Origin of the sequence: Psychrobacillus sp. FSL H8-0484 (assembly GCF_038005325.1) — a bacterium.
GTDB lineage: Bacteria > Bacillota > Bacilli > Bacillales_A > Planococcaceae > Psychrobacillus.
On the sequence record NZ_JBBOSZ010000001.1, the window covers coordinates 3815471 to 3837171 of the forward strand.

Below are 21701 nucleotides of genomic sequence, written 5' to 3' on the forward strand. Positions count from 1 at the left end.
CTCTATACATCCAACATTGAGTTTGTCTACAGTCTGAAGGGACTTCCTTTACATGGAAGTCCTTCTATTTTCATTAATCAATAACCCATCAGCTCCCTACTGTTTGCTCTATAGATTGATTTATCTGCTCTATGTTTACCTCTTTCACTTGATCATTACTCACCTTATATTTTTCTTTCAACGACAGAATTCTATCTACACTTGTATTTATTCTTTCCTCTGTTATTTCACCAGAGTTTACTGCTTGGAGAATTGATTCGATAGCTCGCTTCACATTTGTGTACTCATGTGCTATTAACACCATATCATTTCCAGCCTTCACCGCTTCAACCGTTGCTTGACCAATTTCATAGTTTCCTATTATTGCATTCATCGTCATATCATCTGTCATGACAACTCCATCGAACTGTAGCTGCTCTCTCAAGATGCCTGTAATAATTTCATGAGACAGAGAAGATGGAAAGTTAGGATCAATCTTCGGCAATAGAATATGAGCAATCATCACTACATCTGCACTATCTGCAATTGCATTTTTAAATGGAATTAATTCCAATGCATTTAAATCTTCTATACTTTTTTGAATAACTGGAAGTTCTAGATGGGAATCTACTCCGGTATCACCATGCCCAGGAAAATGTTTTACAACTGAAATAATATTTTGACTCTGTATTCCTTGCATCGTCTGAATACCAAGTTTACTTACAATACCTGCATTGTTTCCGAAAGACCGATCTCCAATAACCGGATTGTTTGTATTGCTATTCACATCAAGTACAGGTGCAAAATTAATATTAAGACCAAAGGCATTTAATTCTTGTCCCAATAGATTTCCTATTCTATAGGATAAAGTCTCGTTGTTTTGTTCTCCTATTTCTTGATTTGTTGGTAGACTAGTTAATTTGGGTAATCTAGAAACTCTGCCCCCTTCTTGATCTACACCTAATAGCAACGGAATTTTATTGTCACTACTTTCTGCTTTTATCGAGTTTATTAATGTAACCGCTTGGTTCACATCTTGTAAATTATCTTTAAAAAAGATTATCCCCCCTACTTTATCACCTGACACAAGTTGCTTAGTTTCCTTTGATAAGCTAGTTCCTGTGATTCCTGCAAAAATCATTTGGCCAATCTTTTCTTCCAAGCTCATCTCAGTAATAATCAGGTTTTCTTCTTTTCTAGCTACCTTAAGTTTGGTGTAAATGGATATATGATCGACCGCTGGGTTTGGTTCATTCTCTGTTGGTTTTGGTAAGATCCATTTTAGTTGATAAATAGGTGTAACCTCATACAAGAGGATTGTTTGATTGACTTCCTCGTCTTGATAAACACGTATTTCATCAGGTTCTCCACCAATTTCTTTAATATCTTCCAACCGAATCTGCTGGATAGGCATAGAATTGGAACGAATATCAAAAACCACTTCGGAACGATGACCAATTGTCGCGTTTTTAGAAAAATAAGTATCGTAAAAATTCTTTGAATTCTCGCTTTTTCCATCGGGGTTGCCCCATAATTCATGAATTTGTTCCATATCTGTTTCTCCCACAATAAACGGGATATCCAATACCTGCCCTTTTTTTGCATGCTCAAAAATGAGTTGCACTAGAGATTCCACTTCTGCAGGCTGTTCTACTTCCATGGATGTTTCCACTCTCTCTCCCAATTCATTTTGCATCTCTAAATACACTTCCACAATTCCTAGAACTAAAAATATAAAGAGAAATACCCCTACTTTTTTCATCATATAAGAGCCTCCGGACTATTGATAATACTTATTTTTTATTTCCATAAGTATGACCGTTATTCCTTTATTTTAAATTAAGATATAAAAATTATACTTGATATATTTTTTATATTAAGTTATTCTATAATTAGAAACGGGGGATAAATAAGATGAAGATTTGTCCATATTTAGAATCATCATTTCAAATACTTGGAAGACGTTGGAACGGGTTAATCGTTCATTACTTATCGAACTGCCCAGATTATACAGCAAATTTTTCGGCCATGAAAAAGGATTTAACCGATATTACTCCCCGTGCTTTATCGCTAAAGTTGACTGAACTTGCCGAGCACGGTTTAGTTGAGAAAAAAATGACAGTAGAAGCTTCTGTCAACATCTCCTATCACTTAACCGATGCAGGTCAGGAACTTGCAGAAGCACTTAAGCCTGTACATGCTTGGGCAAAACAACATATTACTTTAGAAAATTAAAGAAAAGAGGATAAAGGATATGACAAATAAAAATGCAATGATGTGTGATTTAGAAACAGGCATTTGTGGACCAGCTGGAGAAGAAAACACTGCAATGGGATTCATCGATTTATCTGCACCTAGCAAAAAGATCGACCTATACTATGTAACCGATCCAATTTGTTCGCATTGCTGGGCTTTAGAGCCAACATTACGTAAATTCGTAGAAGAATATGGCCAATACTTTAATATGCATACATTAATGGGTGGTCTACTTGAAAAATGGGATGGTTTTGCAGATGTTTCTAACGGAATTTCCGGTCCTGAAGATGTTGCAGGACACTGGAGAGAAGTAGGGGATCATACTCGTATGCCAATCGACGGTTCGTTTTGGTTAGAAGATCCAGTTTCTTCTTCGTATATTCCGTCACGTGTATACAAAGTAATCCAACAACAAAAAGCTGAGTTAGCACCCGTTTTTTTACGTAAAGCAAGAGAAGCGGTATTTCCTTTCAATAAGAACATCAGTAGTGACCAAATATTAATCGATATCGTAAACAGTATTGGATTAAATGGAGAAGAGATTGTAAAAGAATCACATCTTCCAGCAGCTCAAAACAGCTTAGAAGAAGACTTCATGATGGCTGGTCGTTTAGGCGTTCGTGGATTTCCTACAATTATTTTCTTAAACGAAGAACAAAAAGGCGTAAAAGTGGTCGGATCTCGCCCGTATGATGACTATGTGCAAGCACTGAAACAAATGCTTCCAGAAGAAATCATCCAACCAAAAGCAATACCAACATTACTAAAGGTGTCGCAAAAAGAGGAGCTATTATTCTCTCGTGAGATTGAGGACTTATACGGTTTGGAACAAAAAGATGTTGTTTCTTTCGTTGAAAAAGAATTAGCTGCAGACAGTTATGTTGTTGAAGAAGTTCTTGGAGAGAAATATATTAAAATGAATAAATAATACAAAAACGCTCTCAGGCACTGGATGCTTGAAGGCGTTTTTCACCTTTATTCCGGCAACTTCTCATAAGCCAATTTACGGATAATTTGTTCATGCTGTGAATGCTTTTCTAGTAGCTCTTTTTGTGTGAAGAGTTCGAAGTCTTCAAAATCAAAGCCAGGAGCAACCATGCAGCCAACAAGAGAAAATGACCCATTTTCGATAACGGATGAGCCAAAAATAGAGTTTTTTGGTACAAGCACTTGTGGGATTTCCCCATTTTCTATATCTAGACCTAGCTTATGTTCTAAATAATTTCCTTCTTCGTCAATAACATGCACTAATAGGGGGCTTCCTCCGTGGAAATACCATAGTTCGTCAGATTTTAAGCGGTGAAAGTGGGACACATCTCCTTCTCCTAGTAGAAAATAAATACTTGTGTACAGCTTTCGAGTCGTGCCAAAAGCATCCATTGATTGCTCAGAAGCATATGTACCTTTAAAATACCCACCTTCTGGGTGAGGCTCTAATCCAAGATGTTGTATGTAATAATTTGCATCCTTCTGCACTATACTTCCCTCATTTCTAAATGCTTCATACAGTTGAATAAGTGACATAAATTTTCATTATCTTGCATTTCAATAACTGTAACAGAAGTATTTCCTATATCACTAGAAAATTCACCTTTTGGTACGAGTACATTTATTAGTCTACTAATGAAACCTCCGTGACTAACTACTAGCACGCGTTTACCAGGATGCGCTTGCTTCACATCTTCTATAAAGGACATGCCACGAGAAATAATAACATCCTCTGGTTCAAACCCCATATCTTTACTTCTCCAATCAGTCCCCCATTTTGCTACCCGTTCTTCTTCCGTTGTTCCTTCAATAATACCTCCACCGATTTCCCCTAAACGCTTATCTACAAAAAAATCGATCTCCGGTTGTTTTTCCGCAATAATCTCTGCAGTTTTTTTCGCACGAATTAAAGGACTCGTATAAATGACATCCCATTCTTCATACTGAATTCTATCAGCAACATGCTCCGCCATTTCAATTCCTTCATCATCCAACGGCACATCTGTTGTCCCCTGCGCTCTTCCTTCTTTATTCCAAGCTGTCACACCATGTCTTACAAAACCAATAGTCGTCATGTTATTTTCCCCCTTACATTTTCTTATCCATCGACATGAGAAAAAATCCCTTCATATTCATCCATTATAATGAAATAAAACAAAATGAACAATTTCTTAATTCCCTATTGACCTTGACGTTGCGTAAAGGTTTAGACTGTAGTTACTAGGAGGTGATTTTATGGAATATACCGTGCAAAAGCTTGGTCAACTGGCGGGAATAAGTACGCGAACACTTCGCTATTATGATGAAATTGGGTTGCTGAAACCAGCACGAATCAATTCATCTGGCTATCGTATTTATGGTTCTGTTGAAGTAGATCGGCTACAGCAAATTCTATTCTATCGGGAACTCGGCGTTAATTTGGATAGTATTAAAGAAATCATGACTTCGGAGACATTCAACGGAGCAACTGCATTAAAGGAACATCGGGAAAAATTGCTCGAGAAAAGAGCACAATTGGATTTATTGATTGAAAATGTGGATAAGTCCATTCAACTAACAGAAAGGAGCATTACAATGTCAGATAAAGAGAAGTTTGAAGGGTTTAAACAAAAACTTGTGGATAACAATGAGGATAAGTACGGAAAAGAAATTCGAGAAAAATATGGAGAGGATGCTGTAAATAAATCAAATGCAAAAGTAAAAGGTATGACACAAGCACAACATGAAGAAGTAACTAACTTAGCAGAGAAAATTGCTAAGAGCTTGAAAGCAGCAATAACAACCGGTGATCCAGCAGGGGAACTTGCGCAAAAAACAGCAGACTTGCACCGCCAATGGTTATGCTTTTACTGGGATCAGTATACGAAAGAAGCACATGCTAGCGTTGCACAAATGTATGTAGATGATGAACGTTTCACTGCTTACTACGACAAAATACAGCCAGGTGCTGCGGAGTTTTTAAGAGATGCCGTTCTTATTTATACAAAAAACTAGAAGGTTCGTACCTTCTAGTTTTTTAACGTTTGTTCGATTATGTGGATATCTTCTGGATAAGCCAAAGGAAGCTCTTCAATTTCTTCTAACGACTTCCAAGATATTTCAAGAATAAATTCATCTGGGTCTTGAATAGTTATTTCCCCACTTACTATCTCTACTAAAAAGTATTCCACATTATAAGAAATTCCGTGTTCACTAATAGTGCCACTTTTACTATGTACTTTTTCAATAGTACGAACTGTAAAGCCAGTTTCTTCCCAAAATTCTCTTACGCAACATTCTTCTAATGTTTCTCCTTCTTCTAATGTCCCCGATGGAACCGTCCATTTCTTCTCTTCTCCCGGAGCTGCTTGAAGGACCATTAATATTTCCTTATTTTCATTTATACAAATACCTGCTGCGCCTTGCCATTTGAACATTTTTATTCCCCACTTCATTTAATCAAATTCGCCTTGGCGTATTTGCGTCCAGATTTTGAATCGTGCTTGCACGATTAACTCCTTTCAAAATCTGTGACATCCGCCGGAGGCTTTAACTTTATTCATCCTGCGTCCAAACGCAGGATGAATAAAGTTAAATTAAATCTACATCATTAATTTCGGGTACGTATCTTGATTTTTTTAGATCCACGAGCCCATTGGAACGAAAACAAACGCCTTCAGCTTCTAGCATCGCTCTTTGAGAATAGGCAGTTTCTTCATCCGGAATAGCTATTTCTCCTTTTATATTGATCACTCGATGCCACGGTAATTTGTGTTTTGCACTCATTGCGTGAAGTATACGTACGACCTGCCTTGCCCCACGTGGACTTCCGGCTTCTTTTGCAATTTGCCCATATGTCATGACTTTTCCTTGCGGTATCGCTTTTATAATTTGAATAACTCTTTCCGTAAAAGGGTTCATCACGCTTCATCCTTTCATTACTTCGATTATAACTGATTATGTATATTTTATTCAGTACCTTGCATAAGATAATAGTGTATGATATATTGCTATCAAAGGTACTGTTTATTGAATAGTAGTGAAAGGAGTGACAGGGAAATGAATATCCAATTTAAAAAAGGTGTGTTGAATCTTTGCGTGTTGGTTTTATTGGATAAGCAAGATCGATATGGCTATGAGCTTGTACAAAAAATATCAAACCAAATCTCGATTTCGGAAGGGTCTGTCTATCCATTATTACGTCGCTTAACGAAGGAAGGATACTTTACGACCTATTTACAGGAGTCAACGGAAGGTCCACCTCGGAAATATTACAAGCTGACGGAACTAGGCAGAACTTATTTACATGAACAGTTAAATGAATGGAAAAGCTTCACCAATGGCGTCAATAATCTAATCGAAGAGGGTGTAAAACATGACTGAACAACAATTTATTAGTGAATTAGAAACTGCGTTAACCCGAATGACAGCTGACGAAAGAAACGATATCCTTCAAGATATACGAGAATATTTCTCTATTGGCCGTGAAGATGGTAAATCGGATGGCGACATAGCTGCTTCTCTTGGTTCTCCAAAGGAAATTGCGCAAGAACTACTCGAAAATTATGTTCCGGAGAAAATCCAAACAAATAATAAAGTAATAAATATTCCTAACCCTAACTTTTCTAACGTGTTAATGAATATTGATTACGGTTCTCTGAACGTTTTCCCTTCTGAGACAGAAGAAACAATTATTGAGTTAATAGGAGAAAATGAAAAATTAGAGCTAACTGCTGAAGTCAGGAATGATACATTATCCATCCAATTAAAAACGAAGAAATTCAAGTTGTTTAGCTTCTTATTCTTGTTTAAAGAAATGAAAGTAAATGTAGCACTTCCTAAAAAACTGTACACAACCATTATTATGAAAACAGATAATGGACGCATTCGTGCAGAAAAAATACTTGGTAAGAACATCAAAGCAACATCTGATAACGGGAGCATTGGCTTAAAAGAATTTGCCACTACTATTTTAGAGGTAGAGACCGATAACGGTCGTATTGAAATTGATAAAGTTCAAGTTGATAAACTTTCCGCTGAAACGGATAATGGACGAATCGATCTTCGACATATAGATGCTGAGCAAATTCGTACCGAAACAGATAACGGACAAATCATGATGGAATACGTGAATGGGGATATCATTGGGAAAACCGATAACGGTAGAATTTCACTTCTAACAGCCAGTCTGGATCGCACTATTCGATTAGATACAGATAACGGAAGCATTCTGGTGGAAACAGAAAATGAACCAACTGATGTATCCATTCATGCCAAGGTGGATCATGGTAGGATTAGTGTATTTGGTGAAAACAATTCCCGTACAGTATTTGGAAGTGGTTCAAACACTGTACACCTCTCTTCCGATAACGGAAAAATAACGGTGGCGAAGAAAAGTGCTCCTGGGGTTCTTTAATCGTTGGAGCAGTACTTTCTCAAACTTGTAAAACCAAGACACAATTCTTCCTTGTATGAAACAGGTGAAAACTGGGATCGTACAGGAGAACCAAAGCTTCTGCAGCAGAGTAAGAACTTGAAATGATTCTAAGGTTGGGGCTGTCCCTAAAGTCATACATTGACTGAGAGACGGTCCCTTTTCCAATGTATTGATTTCCGTTCCAGACGGACCCTTTCCGCGGGCATGACTTCAGTCTCCTCGTCGCTTTCGCTCCTGCGGGGCCTTCAGCTCATGCACCTGCCGCTTCGCTTTCGGTGCAGAAAACATCTGCTATTCCCGCTGGAGTCGCCGTCTTTCACTACAATCAATTGCCTACAAAAAATAGTAGTTTTAATAAAAAGTATACTAAAAACAGGTCTAGAAAAAGACTCGTTTTTCTGCACCTGCTTCAATTTATGGGCTTATTGGACAGCCCCTTTTTGTTTTCTCCTCTTCCATTTATGTCGCGTTCAGGATTTTCTTTCATAAAAAACAGCTGTTATTCAAGACATATCCCCCCTTTCTTTGTAATTTAATATTTGTAAATTACAAAGAAGGGTGAAATCCTGCTTTTAATCCCTAACTAGTACGTTCGAACCGGTACAATTAATTGTAAAACTTCATTATCTTTAACAGAATTCAAAATGAACGGACGCATGGCTCCAGTAAATTGAATGGTAACATCTTGTCCATCAAACGCTTTTAAGGCATCCATCATATATTTTGCACTAAATGAAATCTTTAGCTGTTCTCCCTCGATAGAGGTTGTTTGAATTTCTTCTTCTACTTCCCCAATTTCAGGAGAGCTCGATGATATTTCTACAATATTTTCTTCTAATGAAGAGAAGCGAACGATATTATTACGTTCTTCACGCGCTAATAAAGATGCCCGATCTATCGCTTGAAATAATGCTTTTCCGTTCATCGTGACAAATGTTTTATATTCGGTAGGAATTAAGCGAGATGTATCTGGATAATTCCCTTCCAATAATCGAGAATAGAACAATACATCTTCTGTTTTAAATAACACCTGTTGGTCCGTCATCACAATTTGAACAGGTTCTGATGAGTCCCCAATAATTTTACTTAACTCGTTTAAACTCTTTCCAGGAATAACTACACTATATTCTTTTTCCGGTAATTGTTCTAAAGTCACTTTGCGACGAGCAAGACGGTGACTATCTGTGGCTACACAAACAAGCTCCCCATTTTTCGCTTGCCAGTGAACACCAGTTAGTACAGGACGATTTTCAGAAGGTGAAACGGCGAATACGGTTTCACGAATAATAGATTTTAATAAATCCGCTGGAATTTCAAAATGGCGGTCATCCTGAATGTCTGGAAGCAAAGGATATTCAGAAGGCTCTAATCCTATTAAATGAAACTCTGATTTACCAGAACGAATATGTGTATCATATTTTTCCGTCACTTCAATTTCCACATCACTGGTAGGAAGCTTCCGAACGATTTCATTAAACATACGAGCTTGTAATACAATCGCCCCTTCTTCCATAACACGAATCACTTGGTCCCCATCTTCTACTGCTTTGATAAACGTTTGAATAGTTATATCTGAATCACTACCTGTTATGCGTAATCCAGCTTCCGTCACTTCTAGTTTTATCCCAGTCAAAATAGGTATAGTTGTTTTGGAACTTACAGCTTTCATTACATCGTTTAATGCATCTAATAGTCGATGGCGCATAATTTCAAATTTCATCAGTTTCCCTCACTTTTATCAAGCTTTAAATGAACTGAATCTACCACTTTTTTATAGCCAATTTCTTGATAGATTTTATTGGATGTTGGATTGAGCATATCTGTGTAAAGTACACAAAATTGAAATTCTTTTAAGAGCTCTTTACTTCCAGCTGCTACCATTGTGCGCGCGTATCCTTTTTTCCGTTCCTCTTTTGGCGTGAATACAAGTGAAACGGTAACTCCATGCGCTGATGGCCTTGCTTTTTTCATCATAGATACGATTTTGCCCTCGTTCTCCCATAAGAAGGCTTCCTTTGCATCTAGCATTATTTTCACTCTCTTCTTTATTTCCAATGGATCTGTTTTAGGAAGCCCAGTATCTTTTTCAAATAGGCTATACCATTCTTCAATAAGTAGTGCGTCTTCCACAGTAGCGTAACGCCATGCACCAGGGCTCATTTCTAGCGACTCGTCCACTTGGTCTAGTCGGTATAATCCTTGGTCCATCAAAATAGAGAAGCTTTGACCTGTTCTCTCCTTCCATTTTTCAGCAAATTGATACGCCCATTCTTTTACACTTATAATAGATTCTATAAGTAAAGATTGATTGATAAACTCGTCGATGCTCAAATGGATACATGCATCTTTTTGATCTTCATTTACAAAAATGATATTGAGAGGATGTGGTGGTGTCATTTGAAAAAGTGCAAGTAACCCACCATTTTCTTCGATTGTCGCCATAAATGGATTTTCATATTTCCCCTCTTTTATCCCTTGAAGTACTCCTAAGAACAAACTGAACTTATCCTCATGTTGAACTAAAAAAGGCATTGCTTTTTTCTCAAAATCATCTGCATTTTCATATCGTTGAAATATCATGTGAACATCCCTCTCTGTATCTTTGTATGTTAATATAACGTAAAACATAGTTGGAGGGGAATAGTTTTATGAAAATTGTTTCTATTCGTGATATTCATATAGGAGAAGGTGTACCGAAAATTATAGTTCCACTCATGGGGAAAAATAAGGATCAACTACTTACGGAAATTAAAACAATTCAACAGGTAAGTCCTGATATTGTCGAGTGGCGCGCAGATGTGCTAGTAGATATTGAAAATATAGAGGCAGTTAAAGAAACACTTTCCGCTATTCGAAAAGCACTTTTTCCTACTCCTCTTTTATTCACATTTAGAAGTCATCGTGAAGGTGGAAATAAAGAAATCAAAGATGCTTATTATAAGCGGCTTTTAGAGGCAGTCATACTTACAAAGGAAATTGACTTAATTGACGTGGAGTTATTTTCACCGCATGTAAGCGAAATTGTAGAGATTGCAGAAGCCAAAGATGTATTTGTCATCATGTCTAATCATGATTTTGAAAAAACACCCATGAAAGAAGAAATTATCTGGAGACTGCAACGAATGCAGGAGCTTGGTGCACACATACCGAAAATCGCTGTGATGCCTAAAAATCCCACAGATGTACTCACATTACTTGATGCTACTTACACTATGTATTCCCTGCATGCAGACCGACCGATTATTACAATGTCGATGGCATCCACTGGTGTTATCAGTCGGCTAGCTGGAGAGACTTTTGGTTCTGCCGCAACATTTGGCGCGGGAATCGAAGCTTCTGCTCCTGGACAAATACCAGCAGCAGAGCTCAGAAACATGTTAGAAATATTGCATACTAACGAAAATTAACTTCCGAATAAAAATAAAGTAGGGAATATGCACTTATGCAACTATTATTGTTACCATCTGCTTTACTACCCTTCATAAAAGGGGAGTAAAGCAGTGAAGTTATTTACCGCTTTCATTTTTCATCTTAAGAAGTTCTGATATCGTCACAAATTCATACCCTTGTTTTTGAAGTTCCGGCAAGATCTTCTCTAAAGCCTTAACAGTCTGGCTCCGGTTCCCTCCGCCATCGTGAAATAGAATTACATTCCCTGGCTCTGTTCCATTTAACACCGTTTTTACTATTCGATGAACACCAGGATTTTTCCAATCCTCTGTATCCTGATGCCAAGACCACATAATAACCTTGTAACCGTTTTTTACTAAACTTTGAACCAGACTATCTGTATATTGCCCTTCTACCGGTCGGAAGAGCTCTGGATAATAACCTGTGATACTATAAATTAAATCATTTGTTTTTTTTATCTCAACCTCTAATTTAGGTAGGGTAGTTTTTAAAGGATGCGTATAGGTATGATTAGCAATTTCATGACCTTCGTTGTATTGTCGTAATATGAGCTCTGGTTTTTTTTCTGCATTTTCACCAACTATAAAGAAAGTAGCTTTTGCATTGTAACTAGCTAAAAGGTCTAATATCTCTGCTGTATATTTAGGGTGTGGGCCATCGTCGAATGTAAGCGCCACCACTTTTTCTTCCGTATCAATTTCCCAAACCACCTCACCAGTTTTTTCATAATAACGTCGACCTTTTTCTGCTGATGTTGTATAACTTGCACTAAGTACAAACATAAATCCAACAAAAAGTAATAATAACAAGAATAAATGTTTATTTTTCATATCATCACATTCCAATCTTTTTTATCACCAACCTTTGATTACTTTTGGCTAATTGCAGTGATTTATACCTTTCTTATATCCTTTAGTATTGTTTGTTAATAATCAAAAATCATAAACAAATTGAGTTAATTTCATAAATAGTACTTTGTCATTAAAATACGAACATTTATCACTTCTTTGATTGAAGCGGCAGGCGGCGGTGATGGCTTATCGCTCACCCCGCGGAAAGCGTCCGCCTATAGCGAAAATCAACTACACTTTATTCCATGTAAAAAATATTTTTTTTATTTTCCTTAGTATTGTTCGTGTTTTTTCATGTAAATTAGAATTATGAAATTGATTCAAACTGTGAACAATTCTTAGTTTGTAATCTGTAAATTGGTATAGCCAAGATGTAAAGAAAAACCATTTGCTACATTACATTTCTTAGTACATTTGGCTATTCAATTTGAAAAAAAAAAAATTAATACCATCTATAATTGCCGAGCTAGTCGTATCATATCAACACAGATGATTCCATTCTCCACAATCTCTTCCTCATAATGAATCTTGAAAAAGTCTTTATCCACACCGGTAATACGAAAACCGCATTTTTGATAGAGGGCCAACTGTACGATACTCGAATTGCCTGTACCTACTTCAATCAGTTTATAGCCCTTTTGTTTTGCCTTCTCTATTGCATCCAGTACAAGCGCTTTGCCGATTCCCTTCCCATGGTACTGTTCTGCTACTGCAATATTGACAAGTTCAACTGTTTTAGGTCTAGTCGGTAGCAATACATATACTCCAATTGTTTCACTATTTTTTTCAGCAATGTAACATTCTCCTCTTTGTATATATTGCTCGATAAGCTTGCGGGAAGGGTCCGCGAGTAATAATAGATCCATCGGATATGCTTCCTTTATTCTTTTCGTTTTCATTTACAAATCTCCATTTTCTAATGTTAATAGCCTTTCTTTCATTTCTAATCCGCCACGGTAACCTGTTAATGCGCCATTTTTCGCGACTACTCGGTGACAGGGAATGGTTATTAATACTGGGTTTGCTCCAATTGCTGCTCCTACCGCTCTTACGGCAGCGGGATTTTGAATTATATTTGCAATTTCCGAGTATGATTTCTTCTCTCCATAAGGAATTTTGGACAGTGAATCCCAAATGGATAATTGAAATGCTGTTCCTTTCAACTCCACTGGTACTGTGAACTCTCGACGTGTTCCGTTTAGATATTCTTTTATTTCATTTTTGTATGGAGATAAAGCTTCTTCTTCTTCCTCTTCCACTAACTCATATTTTGGAAAACGCTTTGCTAGCCAAACTTCCATTTCTTCATATGGTTTACCTTGCGAACCGACATAACATAGCCCATTTTCTGTTGTTGCCATATATAATTGCCATTCATGATGAATGAAAAGCGTCCAGTATATTTTATTCATTTGTTGGAGTCTCCTTTTTTCTATATTGGTTTGGGGTATTCCCTGTTATCTTTTTGAATAGTGTAATGAAATATGGGATATTGTGCATCCCAATTGTAGAACCTATTTCCACAAGTGGTTTGTTTGTAGTTGTGAGCAATTCTTTTGCTTTCGTTATTCTAATTTGTTGCAAATATTCTACAGGTGAAATCCTCAACACTCTTTTAAACGTTTTCTGCAAATGATACGGGCTACCATGACATATATCCGCCAGATTTTCTAGCGTTAATTGCTCATCATAATGCCTATCCATGTATTCCATAATTTGTGTGACCCATTCCTCGTCTGGCAAGTATAATCCACTTGGTTTACAACGTTTGCACGAACGAAAGCCATCCTCTATTGCCTCTTTTGCTTCTTGATAAATTCGGACATTTTCTTTCTTTGGTGGTCGTGATTTACAAGAAGGTCGACAAAATATGCCCGTCGATTTGACTGCATAATAAAACACATCGTCGTAAGCTGAGTTATTATCAATAATTGCTTGCCACTGCTCATCGGATATTTTCTCGTTTTTCATGGAATCACCTCCACTTTAGTATACTTTTATTTCTACAATCATCGCTTATTTTGTGAGCATAATAGCAAGATAACGAAATTCTCTCTATATATAATGGATAAATAAAGGGGTGATCGCAACATGTTATGGGAAGAACAAGGAAAACAGATTATGATAAAAACACCATCCAATTTTAGTTTTAAACACAACCTTGAATATTTGTCTCGGTCCACAAATGAATGCTTATTCCATATCCACGAAAATAAAGTAAGAAAAGCGATACCGTTGGGTGAATTTACGCCGCTTGTTGAAATTAGCGAAGGAGATAACCAGGTATTAGTTGTAGAGTTTTTAGGTAATACAAGACCTGCATATAAATCTGCTCGTGAACAAGTGGTTACTTACGTGATGGATTGGTTTGATCTAAAAACCGACCTAAAGCCATTTTATGAGTTAGCTAAAAAGGATTCGGTGCTTCAACAAGCTGTAAAGAATTTTAACGGGCTACGGATTATGGGGATTCCGGATTTATTCGAAGCGATAGCTTGGGGTGTACTAGGCCAACAAATCAATCTCACATATGCTTACACCTTAAAGAGACGTTTGGTCGAAACATTTGGGCGATCCATTGAATTGGAAGGACATCAATATTGGTTATTCCCAACTCCAAATGACATTGCGAAACTCACTGTAGAAGATCTTGCGGATTTAAAGATGACCGTGAAAAAATGTGAGTATTTAATAGATGTTGCGAAATTAATACAAATGGGTTTCCTTACAAAAGAAATGCTCATAGAAACAAATGATGTAAAAGAAGCAGAGAAAATGCTCACGAAGATTCGTGGTATTGGTCCTTGGACGGCTAACTATGTGCTAATGCGTTGTTTAAGGTATCCTTCCGCATTTCCGATAGATGATGTCGGCCTACATAATGCGATTAAGCATGTGACCGGATCTGAGCAAAAGCCTTTGAAGGAAGAAATATTGCAACTCGCTCAACCATGGAATGGCTGGGAAGCGTACGCGACTTTCTATTTGTGGAGGTTTTTGTATTAAAGATCTCGTTCAGGATCATTTTACCAAAAACAAAAAAATTCCCGTCCTCCTCACTTCGAGTTGGACGGGATTTTTTTATGGTTGAATCAATAAGTCTAAAAAGTCTTCAGATACATATGTTTTATTGTTCTTTAATACCGGTTTTTCTACGAATTGTCGCAAGCTCTTATTGTAACTATACGTTTTTTCACCACGTGTAATAGAAAAAGAGCTATTCCCTATCGTTACTAATGCTCCATTATGTTTTGAATTAGATTGTACTTTATAGCCAAGTTCTTCTGCTACTTTACGCAGTGGAATCATTTTCACTCCATTTTGCATAAAATGATCATTTTCAATTATCGTTTGAACTTCTTTCATTTCGTCTGAAAGATAGTTGAGCGCTACAATTTTACTCGGTGTTGTTTGGGGTGGAATACTCCTTGTTGTAATTGTATAAAATACAACGAGTTCCTTGCCACTTAAGTCTTGTTGTCCAATTTTTTCGCCTTCTTCATTTACTAAAGCAGTATCTTTTGCAATATTTAGCTTCAATTCATTATCTAAACTAACAAAGTTTTTATCGAACTTACCTACTTTTACAAAACCTAGCTGTTGTTGATCATGAACAATTACTAATTCTGGGGTAATTTGTGCTGGGTAAATGAGAATCATCGGTTTAAGTTTATCGAAATACGCATCAATTTCTTGCCCTTTTTGGAACGTTTCTTTTTTCACCGTTTTTGCCGAACCACTATTAAACAAAAGCGTATCGTTTGTTAAGGTAAATAGGGTGATGCTTGGTTCCTTTTCCTTCGTTTCCACTGTTAAAATAACTTTGTCGTCTTGTGATTTCACATCAGTGATGACTCCAGAAAATTGGACATAATTCGTACTATCCATTTTTTCATCCCCACTTTGTGCGCTTACTGATGAATAATCGCCCATCAATGCTACTAATAATACCATTACCAATATACTTATTTTCTTCATAGTCTCGCTCCCTCTTTTTGGCATATCTTTAATTTAGACGTTCCTCTAAAAAAAACGTTACATAAAAATTTGAAACATTCCCCCAATTAAAACGTATACATGAGGGTGAGCAAAAAATCATAGAATGGAGCCTACATATGACGTTATCTATCAATCAAGTAACTAAAAGATATCAAGACTTTGTAGCCGTCGATAATCTATCTTTCACCATTGAAAAAGGTGAAATCTTTGGATTGATCGGACAAAACGGTGCCGGCAAAACAACTACGTTTCGTATGATTTTAGATCTTCAGGAAACGACTGAGGGTACAATTATGTGGAATGGGAAACATATTAATTCCATTAACCGAGATGTTCTCGGATATTTACCAGAGGAACGAGGCATATTTCCTTCCATGACAGTGGAAGATCAATTGTATTTCTTCGGTGAATTAAGAGGGAAACTACGTAAGGATTTACGAAAAGAAGTAAATTACTGGATTGAACGTTTTGAATTAGAAGATAAGCGAAAAGCAAAAGCGGAAACATTGTCAAAAGGAAATCAACAAAAAGTACAGCTTATTGCGAGCTTTATCCACCAACCTGAGTTTCTCATATTAGATGAGCCATTTAGTGGACTGGATCCTGTCAATAAGGATTTATTAAAAACTGCGATTTTAGAGTTAAAGGAAAAAGGTACGACCATTTTATTTTCAAGTCATCAAATGGATAATGTTGAGGAGCTATGTGATCATCTTTGTTTATTGAAGCGAGGGGTCTCTTTATTTTCCGGTAGTTTATTAGATTTGAAAAAACAATATGGGAAAACGAAATTGACCATTCGAACAGATGTCCCAATGGAAGTTCTCGAAAACTTAGATGGTGTGCAGAATATACACATTGGGAAAGATCAATATATCCTTACTTTAACGAATGAATCATACGCACAGTCTATTTTTGACTTTGTTTCTAATGGGAAATATATCGAGAAGTTCAGCTTAGATTATTTGACATTAGATGAAATATTCAAAGATAAGGTCGGTGGTACACATGTCTAAATTCTGGCTTCTAGTCAAACAGCTATATATTCAAAAAGTAAAAGCAAAATCTTTTATCCTTTCCATCTTCCTGTATATCGCTGTAATTAGCGGAGTTATGTTTTGGTCAGATATAAAAGAAGCATTTTTTGAAGATGAAGCACTTCAAATTGCCTTGATTAACGAAACAGATGCTGATATTGAAGCTTTGTTTGAATCGAACAATGACCTAGAGTTTACATTTCCATCTGCAGAAATAGCAGAAGTAGAGCAACAAGTAGTGGAAGGTGATTATGCCGCGGCTATTTTCATCAAAGACCAAGATAACTCTCTAGCTGCAGAAATCGCTACCTTCGAACCACTGACATTTAACAATCAACAGAGTTTGTCTTCTACACTTCAATATGCGGGTAAATTGTATGAAGTACAGCAACTGAATCTTACCGCAGAGCAAGCTGATAAAATTCTTCAATCCGAAACAGTTATTTCAATGAAAAACCTAAACGAGCAATCCACAACCGGAAAAAGTGAAAATGAAAAAGCAGCTGGAATGGGCGCTTCTTTCTTAGTTGGATTTTTAATTTACTCATTTGTCATGACATTTTTATCCATGATTACAACAGATGTAGCGTCTGAAAAAGGGTCGCGAGTATTAGAAGTATTACTTGCAAGTGTAAAACCAGCTACGCATTTCATGGCCAAATTAACTGGGACTTTCTTGCTTGCCATAACACAAATTGGGGCGTTACTTCTGATTCAAGGATTATTATTTTTGTTCATTGACGGCGGTTCCAAATGGGATATGGTGATTGAAATTAGTCAAGAACTATCCTTTGTTTACATTGGTTATGCTGTATCATTTTTACTGATAACCATTCTCCTATATTTAATTTTAGGGGCACTACTAGGTTCTCTTGTTTCTAAAGTAGAGGAATCTAGCCAAGCAATGATGCCTGCTATGTTAGTAGGGATTCTAGGGTTCTACGTGTTAATTGCAGGAATGTCTAGTCCTGATACGATGCTTATAAAAGTATTCTCATACATTCCCTTTACATCTGGAATGGTAATGCCCCTTCGTATCGGAGCAACTGATATCTCGTCTTTTGAACCAATGTTATCCATGCTCATTTTAGTTGGTACCGTAATAGTATTGTTCTTGATCAGTCTATCCTTCTACAAACGCAGCGTTCTAACGTATAGTTCAGGAGGAATTATACAAAAAATCAAAACTGTTTTAAAGGTAACAACTTAATAAAAGACTGCAAGCATCCATGAAATTATGCCGTTGCTAAATCACTTAGACAAGGTGCAATGATGATTCAAGAAGAAATTAATAAATTTAAAATCTAACATGACTACGTCAAACAATCGTGCAGGGATACCCTTTCACGATTGTTTTTTTTGATTCAACCGGGAACTTCTTGCATAAAATAAATCCATGAAAGAAAGGATGCGAATAAATGTGTGGAATTACTGGATGGATTCATTTTAATAAGGATTTAAGAAACGAAACGTCAACTGTTGAAAAAATGACGGAAACATTAAAGAAACGTGGGCCAGATGACAACAATATTTGGAGCAGTGCACATACATTACTTGGTCATCGACGATTAACTGTCGTCGATCCTATTGGCGGAAAGCAACCGATGGTAAAAAATTTTCGGTCTAGCCAATATATCCTTTCGTATAATGGGGAATTATACAACACCGAAGACCTTCGGAAGGAATTGTTAAAACGGGGTCATACTTTTTCAGGACATTCGGATACAGAAGTTTTATTAACCTCTTATATTGAATGGAAAGAAAAATGTGTAGATTATTTCAATGGGATTTTTGCTTTTGCCATTTGGGATGAAAAAGAACAAAAGGTTTTTATTGCGCGCGATCGTTTGGGTGTTAAACCACTCTTTTACACAGAAAGAAATGGGGGTTTTCTTTTTGGCTCTGAATTAAAAGCACTTCTTGCTCACCCAGATGTTCCAACGAACATTACCAGAGAAGGATTATCGGAAATAATCGGCTTAGGCCCATCACGTACCCCTGGACTCGGTGTTTATGAAGGAATCCAGGAATTACGACCAGCTCATGCTCTCACTTTTTCTCGTAATGGTCTTCGCATCTGGCGTTATTGGAATGTAGAAAGCAAGGAGCATACAGACTCCTTAGATGAAACTGCTGAAAAAGTACGTTACCTCGTAACAGATGCTGTGGAGCGTCAACTCGTATCAGACGTACCCCTTTGCACATTCCTTTCAGGAGGTCTAGACTCTAGCCTCATCACAGCTATCGCAGCAAGTGCATATGCCAAAGATGCTAAAGGACCTCTCCATACTTATTCCATTGACTATGAAAACAATCAACAGCACTTTCAGGGGAACGATTTTCAGCCAAGTGACGACCGCCCTTGGATTCAAAAAGTATCTAGTAATTTAAATACCACTCACCACTATTCCATCATTAGTCAAAACCAACTAGTCGACTACTTAACTGAAGCTGTACACGTTCGGGATCTCCCAGGAATGGCGGACATTGATTCCTCCTTACTGTGGTTCTGTAAAGAAATAAAACAGGATTTCACAGTTGGATTATCTGGCGAATGTGCAGATGAAATTTTTGGTGGTTACCCTTGGTTTCATCAAGTAGGCCATTTCGAAAACGGATTCCCTTGGATTCGTTCCAAAAATGAACGAAATTCTCTACTTAATGATAGCTGGCAAAAGAAGCTGCACATAGATGACTATGTTCAAAATGCATATGCAACTACTATTGCAGAAACTCCTCAATTATTAGGTGAATCTGCACTGGACGCTAAACGGCGTGAACTTTTTTATATGAATATGACTTGGTTTATGACAACTTTATTGGATCGGAAAGATCGCATGAGTATGGGTGCCAGCCTAGAGGTACGAGTACCATTTGCAGATCATCGCTTAGTAGAATACGCATGGAATATTCCGTGGGATTATAAAATGGTTGGCAATCAAGAAAAAGGAATCTTGCGAAAAGCTCTTACTGGGATTCTTCCAGAAGACGTACTATATCGTAAAAAAAGCCCTTATCCTAAAACGCATAACCCTGTTTACTCAGAGAAAGTCCAAAGCATGCTTAAGGAACAATTGCTAGATAAAAACTCCATTCTTCATGAACTATTTGATGCGAAGCGTCTTTCTAATTTACTTGAAACGAATGGAGATGCTTTTAAAGTTCCATGGTTTGGTCAATTGATGTCAGGCCCTCAGCTATTAGCATATTTGGCGCAGATGCATATTTGGTTTAAGGATTACCAAGTACAGCTTGTGGATTAATTGATATAGATTTTGGATTGTCGCTTGTCCCTAAAGTCATATAGTGACTGAGAGATGGACCCTTTTCCAATGTATTGTTTTCCGTTCCAGACGGACGCTTTCCGCGGGCATGGCTTCAGTCTACTCAGGCCAACACGATGTTGGTCACGAAGGCGTTGCCACACGAGGTGGCGTTCTTAGCCTTCGTTCCTTTGTTCGCTCCTGCGGGGCCTTCAGCTCACGCTATTCCCGCTGGAGTCGCCGTCTTTCACTACATTCAATTGCTAACAAAAAATAGTAGTTTAATAAAAAGTATACAAAAAACAGGTGTAGAAAAAGACTCCTTTTTCTACACCTGCTTCACTTTATGGGCTTTTTGGACAGCCCCTTCTTACTATTTATTTGAAAGCATACGAAAATAGGATTCTACGAATGGGACAAGATAATCAATGATTGCTTCATCCGGATTTAGCTTGGCATGGTGTAAGCCATAAGGAGAATCTACTCCTGCCCAAAATAATACTCCTGGAATTTCTTGCAGGAAGAAACCGAAATCTTCTCCTGTCATCGCCGCGTCACATAAAATAGCTATAGTCGATGCATCTTCCTCTGCAAATGCTAAAAACTCATTTGCCAATTTTGCATCATTTTTCACTTGATAATAGCCAAAACCAAAATCAAGTTGAACTTCACAATCGAATGCGATTTCAGTAGCCCGACATAATGACTCAATCTTTTGCTTAATAATCGTCATTGTCTCTGCATCCATTGTTCTCAATGTACCTTCTAACCGTGCTTTCCCTGAAATAATATTTTGAACCGTACCTGAAGTCATTTTCCCTATAGTTACAACCGCTGGCTCCATTGGATTCAACGTTCTACTTACAATCGTTTGTAATTGCAATAGAAGTGTTGCAGCAGCAATCGACATATCTCTCGATTGATGTGGGTATGCTGCATGGCCTTCTTTTCCAATCAAATCAATATAAAGCTCAGATGTATTGGCAAATAACAAACCTGGTCGAGTTGCAACAGTTCCTACGGGATACTCAGGTGCAATATGAAAAGCGAATATTTGATCAGGCATAAGTTTGGGATGCTCTTTTTTCAACCACTCTTTCATCGGAAAAGCTCCGCCTGGTCCTTCTTCCGCTGGCTGAAAAAGAAATACGACATGATCATTTATTGGATTCATCGTGAAAGTTCTTAAGAGACCTAACGCCACTGTCATATGCACATCATGTCCACAAGCATGCATCTTTTCTGCATGCTCCGATGTAAAAGGAAGATCTGTTGCTTCCTTTATTGGTAATCCATCTATATCTGTACGCCAACCAATTGTCTTTGTTGCTTGAATACCTTCTACTTTCACAACAATTCCTGTCCTCCACGTTAAAATGGTTAGTCTTTCCTGCGGTAGGGCATTAATTTGTTCTAATAGATAAGCATGTGTTTTTACTTCTTGAAAACCAAGTTCAGGTATACGATGCAGATCACGGCGAATATCGAGTAAAGATTTCAT

23 protein-coding genes are annotated in these 21701 nt (G+C 37.3%); 10 read left to right on the forward strand and 13 right to left on the reverse strand.

Annotated elements, in window-relative coordinates:
- Positions 1–88 precede the first annotated feature (88 nt).
- Positions 89–1744, reverse strand: coding sequence for a beta-N-acetylhexosaminidase (nagZ, locus tag MHH81_RS18745; protein ID WP_340924264.1), 1656 nt, complete (start codon positions 1742–1744; stop codon positions 89–91).
- A 149-nt stretch (positions 1745–1893) separates the two neighbouring features.
- Between nagZ and MHH81_RS18750 the strand changes: the two genes are divergently transcribed.
- Together MHH81_RS18750 and MHH81_RS18755 are read left to right on the forward strand one after the other, a co-directional pair.
- Positions 1894–2214, forward strand: coding sequence for a winged helix-turn-helix transcriptional regulator (locus tag MHH81_RS18750; RefSeq protein ID WP_340924266.1), 321 nt, complete (start codon positions 1894–1896; stop codon positions 2212–2214).
- Between the two features lie 19 nt (positions 2215–2233).
- Positions 2234–3163 carry a DsbA family protein gene (locus MHH81_RS18755; protein WP_340924269.1) on the forward strand — a complete coding sequence of 310 codons (930 nt, stop codon included), beginning with the start codon at positions 2234–2236 and terminating at the stop codon, positions 3161–3163.
- A gap of 47 nt (positions 3164–3210) precedes the next feature.
- On the opposite strand, the gene MHH81_RS18760 is transcribed toward MHH81_RS18755, so the two are convergent.
- Entirely contained in the window at positions 3211–3714 is a 504-nt protein-coding gene (locus MHH81_RS18760) for a cupin domain-containing protein (protein WP_340925345.1), read from the reverse strand.
- Complete coding sequence (locus MHH81_RS18765) at positions 3711–4298, reverse strand: histidine phosphatase family protein (RefSeq protein WP_340924272.1); 588 nt, start codon at positions 4296–4298, stop codon at positions 3711–3713. Before MHH81_RS18765 ends, MHH81_RS18760 begins: the two co-directional genes overlap by 4 nt.
- Positions 4299–4458: 160 nt before the next feature.
- Here MHH81_RS18765 and MHH81_RS18770 point away from each other — a divergent pair, with 160 nt between their 5' ends.
- Positions 4459–5217, forward strand: coding sequence for a MerR family transcriptional regulator (locus MHH81_RS18770; RefSeq protein WP_340924274.1), 759 nt, complete (start codon positions 4459–4461; stop codon positions 5215–5217).
- Positions 5218–5231: 14 nt separating this feature from the next.
- On the opposite strand, the gene MHH81_RS18775 is transcribed toward MHH81_RS18770, so the two are convergent.
- A complete protein-coding gene (locus MHH81_RS18775; protein ID WP_340924276.1) occupies positions 5232–5639 on the reverse strand; it encodes an NUDIX hydrolase in 408 nt (135 codons plus the stop codon).
- Positions 5640–5793: 154 nt separating this feature from the next.
- Positions 5794–6123 carry an MGMT family protein gene (locus MHH81_RS18780; protein WP_340924279.1) on the reverse strand — a complete coding sequence of 110 codons (330 nt, stop codon included), beginning with the start codon at positions 6121–6123 and terminating at the stop codon, positions 5794–5796.
- 138 nt (positions 6124–6261) lie between these two features.
- Here MHH81_RS18780 and MHH81_RS18785 point away from each other — a divergent pair, with 138 nt between their 5' ends.
- Both MHH81_RS18785 and MHH81_RS18790 read left to right on the forward strand, forming a co-directional pair.
- Entirely contained in the window at positions 6262–6585 is a 324-nt protein-coding gene (locus tag MHH81_RS18785; RefSeq protein ID WP_340924282.1) for a PadR family transcriptional regulator, read from the forward strand.
- Positions 6578–7618 carry a DUF4097 family beta strand repeat-containing protein gene (locus MHH81_RS18790; protein WP_340924284.1) on the forward strand — a complete coding sequence of 347 codons (1041 nt, stop codon included), beginning with the start codon at positions 6578–6580 and terminating at the stop codon, positions 7616–7618. The genes MHH81_RS18785 and MHH81_RS18790 overlap by 8 nt, the downstream gene beginning before the upstream one ends.
- A 604-nt stretch (positions 7619–8222) precedes the next feature.
- On the opposite strand, the gene dnaN is transcribed toward MHH81_RS18790, so the two are convergent.
- On the reverse strand, positions 8223–9359 hold the full coding sequence (gene dnaN, locus MHH81_RS18795) for a DNA polymerase III subunit beta (RefSeq protein WP_340924286.1): 1137 nt from the start codon (positions 9357–9359) through the stop codon (positions 8223–8225).
- A complete protein-coding gene (locus MHH81_RS18800; RefSeq protein WP_340924289.1) occupies positions 9359–10219 on the reverse strand; it encodes a GNAT family N-acetyltransferase in 861 nt (286 codons plus the stop codon). Before MHH81_RS18800 ends, dnaN begins: the two co-directional genes overlap by 1 nt.
- 68 nt (positions 10220–10287) lie before the next feature.
- Between MHH81_RS18800 and aroD the strand changes: the two genes are divergently transcribed.
- Positions 10288–11046 carry a type I 3-dehydroquinate dehydratase gene (gene aroD / locus MHH81_RS18805; RefSeq protein ID WP_340924292.1) on the forward strand — a complete coding sequence of 253 codons (759 nt, stop codon included), beginning with the start codon at positions 10288–10290 and terminating at the stop codon, positions 11044–11046.
- A gap of 99 nt (positions 11047–11145) precedes the next feature.
- On the opposite strand, the gene MHH81_RS18810 is transcribed toward aroD, so the two are convergent.
- The 4 genes from MHH81_RS18810 to MHH81_RS18825 all read right to left on the reverse strand — a co-directional run bounded on the left by MHH81_RS18810 (position 11146) and on the right by MHH81_RS18825 (position 13872).
- Positions 11146–11832 carry a polysaccharide deacetylase family protein gene (locus MHH81_RS18810; protein ID WP_445678146.1) on the reverse strand — a complete coding sequence of 229 codons (687 nt, stop codon included), beginning with the start codon at positions 11830–11832 and terminating at the stop codon, positions 11146–11148.
- 521 nt (positions 11833–12353) lie between these two features.
- Positions 12354–12800, reverse strand: a complete 447-nt coding sequence (locus MHH81_RS18815; protein WP_340924298.1) for a GNAT family N-acetyltransferase — start codon at positions 12798–12800, stop codon at positions 12354–12356.
- Positions 12801–13313: a methylated-DNA--[protein]-cysteine S-methyltransferase gene (locus tag MHH81_RS18820; RefSeq protein WP_340924301.1), complete on the reverse strand. Its 513-nt coding sequence runs from the start codon at positions 13311–13313 to the stop codon at positions 12801–12803.
- Positions 13306–13872: a bifunctional transcriptional activator/DNA repair enzyme AdaA gene (locus tag MHH81_RS18825; protein ID WP_340924303.1), complete on the reverse strand. Its 567-nt coding sequence runs from the start codon at positions 13870–13872 to the stop codon at positions 13306–13308. Before MHH81_RS18825 ends, MHH81_RS18820 begins: the two co-directional genes overlap by 8 nt.
- Before the next feature lie 120 nt (positions 13873–13992).
- On the opposite strand from MHH81_RS18825, the gene MHH81_RS18830 reads away from it, so the two are divergent.
- Complete coding sequence (locus tag MHH81_RS18830) at positions 13993–14907, forward strand: DNA-3-methyladenine glycosylase 2 (protein ID WP_340924305.1); 915 nt, start codon at positions 13993–13995, stop codon at positions 14905–14907.
- A 75-nt stretch (positions 14908–14982) separates the two neighbouring features.
- Here MHH81_RS18830 and MHH81_RS18835 read toward each other — a convergent pair whose 3' ends face one another.
- Entirely contained in the window at positions 14983–15879 is an 897-nt protein-coding gene (locus MHH81_RS18835; RefSeq protein ID WP_340924308.1) for a stalk domain-containing protein, read from the reverse strand.
- 137 nt (positions 15880–16016) lie between these two features.
- Between MHH81_RS18835 and MHH81_RS18840 the strand changes: the two genes are divergently transcribed.
- The 3 genes from MHH81_RS18840 to asnB all read left to right on the forward strand — a co-directional run bounded on the left by MHH81_RS18840 (position 16017) and on the right by asnB (position 20200).
- Positions 16017–16916, forward strand: a complete 900-nt coding sequence (locus tag MHH81_RS18840) for an ABC transporter ATP-binding protein (RefSeq protein WP_340924311.1) — start codon at positions 16017–16019, stop codon at positions 16914–16916.
- The gene (locus MHH81_RS18845) at positions 16909–18147 is read left to right on the forward strand and encodes an ABC transporter permease (RefSeq protein ID WP_340924313.1); all 1239 of its coding nucleotides are present in this window, start codon (positions 16909–16911) and stop codon (positions 18145–18147) included. The genes MHH81_RS18840 and MHH81_RS18845 overlap by 8 nt, the downstream gene beginning before the upstream one ends.
- A 208-nt stretch (positions 18148–18355) precedes the next feature.
- A complete protein-coding gene (gene asnB / locus MHH81_RS18850) occupies positions 18356–20200 on the forward strand; it encodes an asparagine synthase (glutamine-hydrolyzing) (protein ID WP_340924316.1) in 1845 nt (614 codons plus the stop codon).
- Positions 20201–20573: 373 nt separating this feature from the next.
- Here the strand turns inward: asnB and MHH81_RS18855 are convergent, their stop codons facing one another.
- Positions 20574–21701: an N-acetyldiaminopimelate deacetylase gene (locus tag MHH81_RS18855; protein ID WP_340924319.1), complete on the reverse strand. Its 1128-nt coding sequence runs from the start codon at positions 21699–21701 to the stop codon at positions 20574–20576.

Coding starts and splice junctions, on each gene's coding strand:
- MHH81_RS18825 (WP_340924303.1), bottom strand. CDS start 13,872: ATGAAAAACGAGAAAATATCCGATGAGCAGTGGCAAGCAATTATTGAT.
- MHH81_RS18830 (WP_340924305.1), top strand. CDS start 13,993: ATGTTATGGGAAGAACAAGGAAAACAGATTATGATAAAAACACCATCC.
- MHH81_RS18780 (WP_340924279.1), bottom strand. CDS start 6,123: ATGAACCCTTTTACGGAAAGAGTTATTCAAATTATAAAAGCGATACCG.
- MHH81_RS18775 (WP_340924276.1), bottom strand. CDS start 5,639: ATGTTCAAATGGCAAGGCGCAGCAGGTATTTGTATAAATGAAAATAAG.
- asnB (WP_340924316.1), top strand. CDS start 18,356: ATGTGTGGAATTACTGGATGGATTCATTTTAATAAGGATTTAAGAAAC.
- MHH81_RS18840 (WP_340924311.1), top strand. CDS start 16,017: ATGACGTTATCTATCAATCAAGTAACTAAAAGATATCAAGACTTTGTA.
- aroD (WP_340924292.1), top strand. CDS start 10,288: ATGAAAATTGTTTCTATTCGTGATATTCATATAGGAGAAGGTGTACCG.
- MHH81_RS18845 (WP_340924313.1), top strand. CDS start 16,909: ATGTCTAAATTCTGGCTTCTAGTCAAACAGCTATATATTCAAAAAGTA.
- MHH81_RS18765 (WP_340924272.1), bottom strand. CDS start 4,298: ATGACGACTATTGGTTTTGTAAGACATGGTGTGACAGCTTGGAATAAA.
- dnaN (WP_340924286.1), bottom strand. CDS start 9,359: ATGAAATTTGAAATTATGCGCCATCGACTATTAGATGCATTAAACGAT.
- MHH81_RS18815 (WP_340924298.1), bottom strand. CDS start 12,800: ATGAAAACGAAAAGAATAAAGGAAGCATATCCGATGGATCTATTATTA.
- MHH81_RS18855 (WP_340924319.1), bottom strand. CDS start 21,701: ATGAAATCTTTACTCGATATTCGCCGTGATCTGCATCGTATACCTGAA.
- MHH81_RS18820 (WP_340924301.1), bottom strand. CDS start 13,313: ATGAATAAAATATACTGGACGCTTTTCATTCATCATGAATGGCAATTA.
- MHH81_RS18835 (WP_340924308.1), bottom strand. CDS start 15,879: ATGAAGAAAATAAGTATATTGGTAATGGTATTATTAGTAGCATTGATG.
- nagZ (WP_340924264.1), bottom strand. CDS start 1,744: ATGATGAAAAAAGTAGGGGTATTTCTCTTTATATTTTTAGTTCTAGGA.
- MHH81_RS18810 (WP_445678146.1), bottom strand. CDS start 11,832: ATGTTTGTACTTAGTGCAAGTTATACAACATCAGCAGAAAAAGGTCGA.
- MHH81_RS18785 (WP_340924282.1), top strand. CDS start 6,262: ATGAATATCCAATTTAAAAAAGGTGTGTTGAATCTTTGCGTGTTGGTT.
- MHH81_RS18755 (WP_340924269.1), top strand. CDS start 2,234: ATGACAAATAAAAATGCAATGATGTGTGATTTAGAAACAGGCATTTGT.
- MHH81_RS18750 (WP_340924266.1), top strand. CDS start 1,894: ATGAAGATTTGTCCATATTTAGAATCATCATTTCAAATACTTGGAAGA.
- MHH81_RS18770 (WP_340924274.1), top strand. CDS start 4,459: ATGGAATATACCGTGCAAAAGCTTGGTCAACTGGCGGGAATAAGTACG.
- MHH81_RS18800 (WP_340924289.1), bottom strand. CDS start 10,219: ATGATATTTCAACGATATGAAAATGCAGATGATTTTGAGAAAAAAGCA.
- MHH81_RS18790 (WP_340924284.1), top strand. CDS start 6,578: ATGACTGAACAACAATTTATTAGTGAATTAGAAACTGCGTTAACCCGA.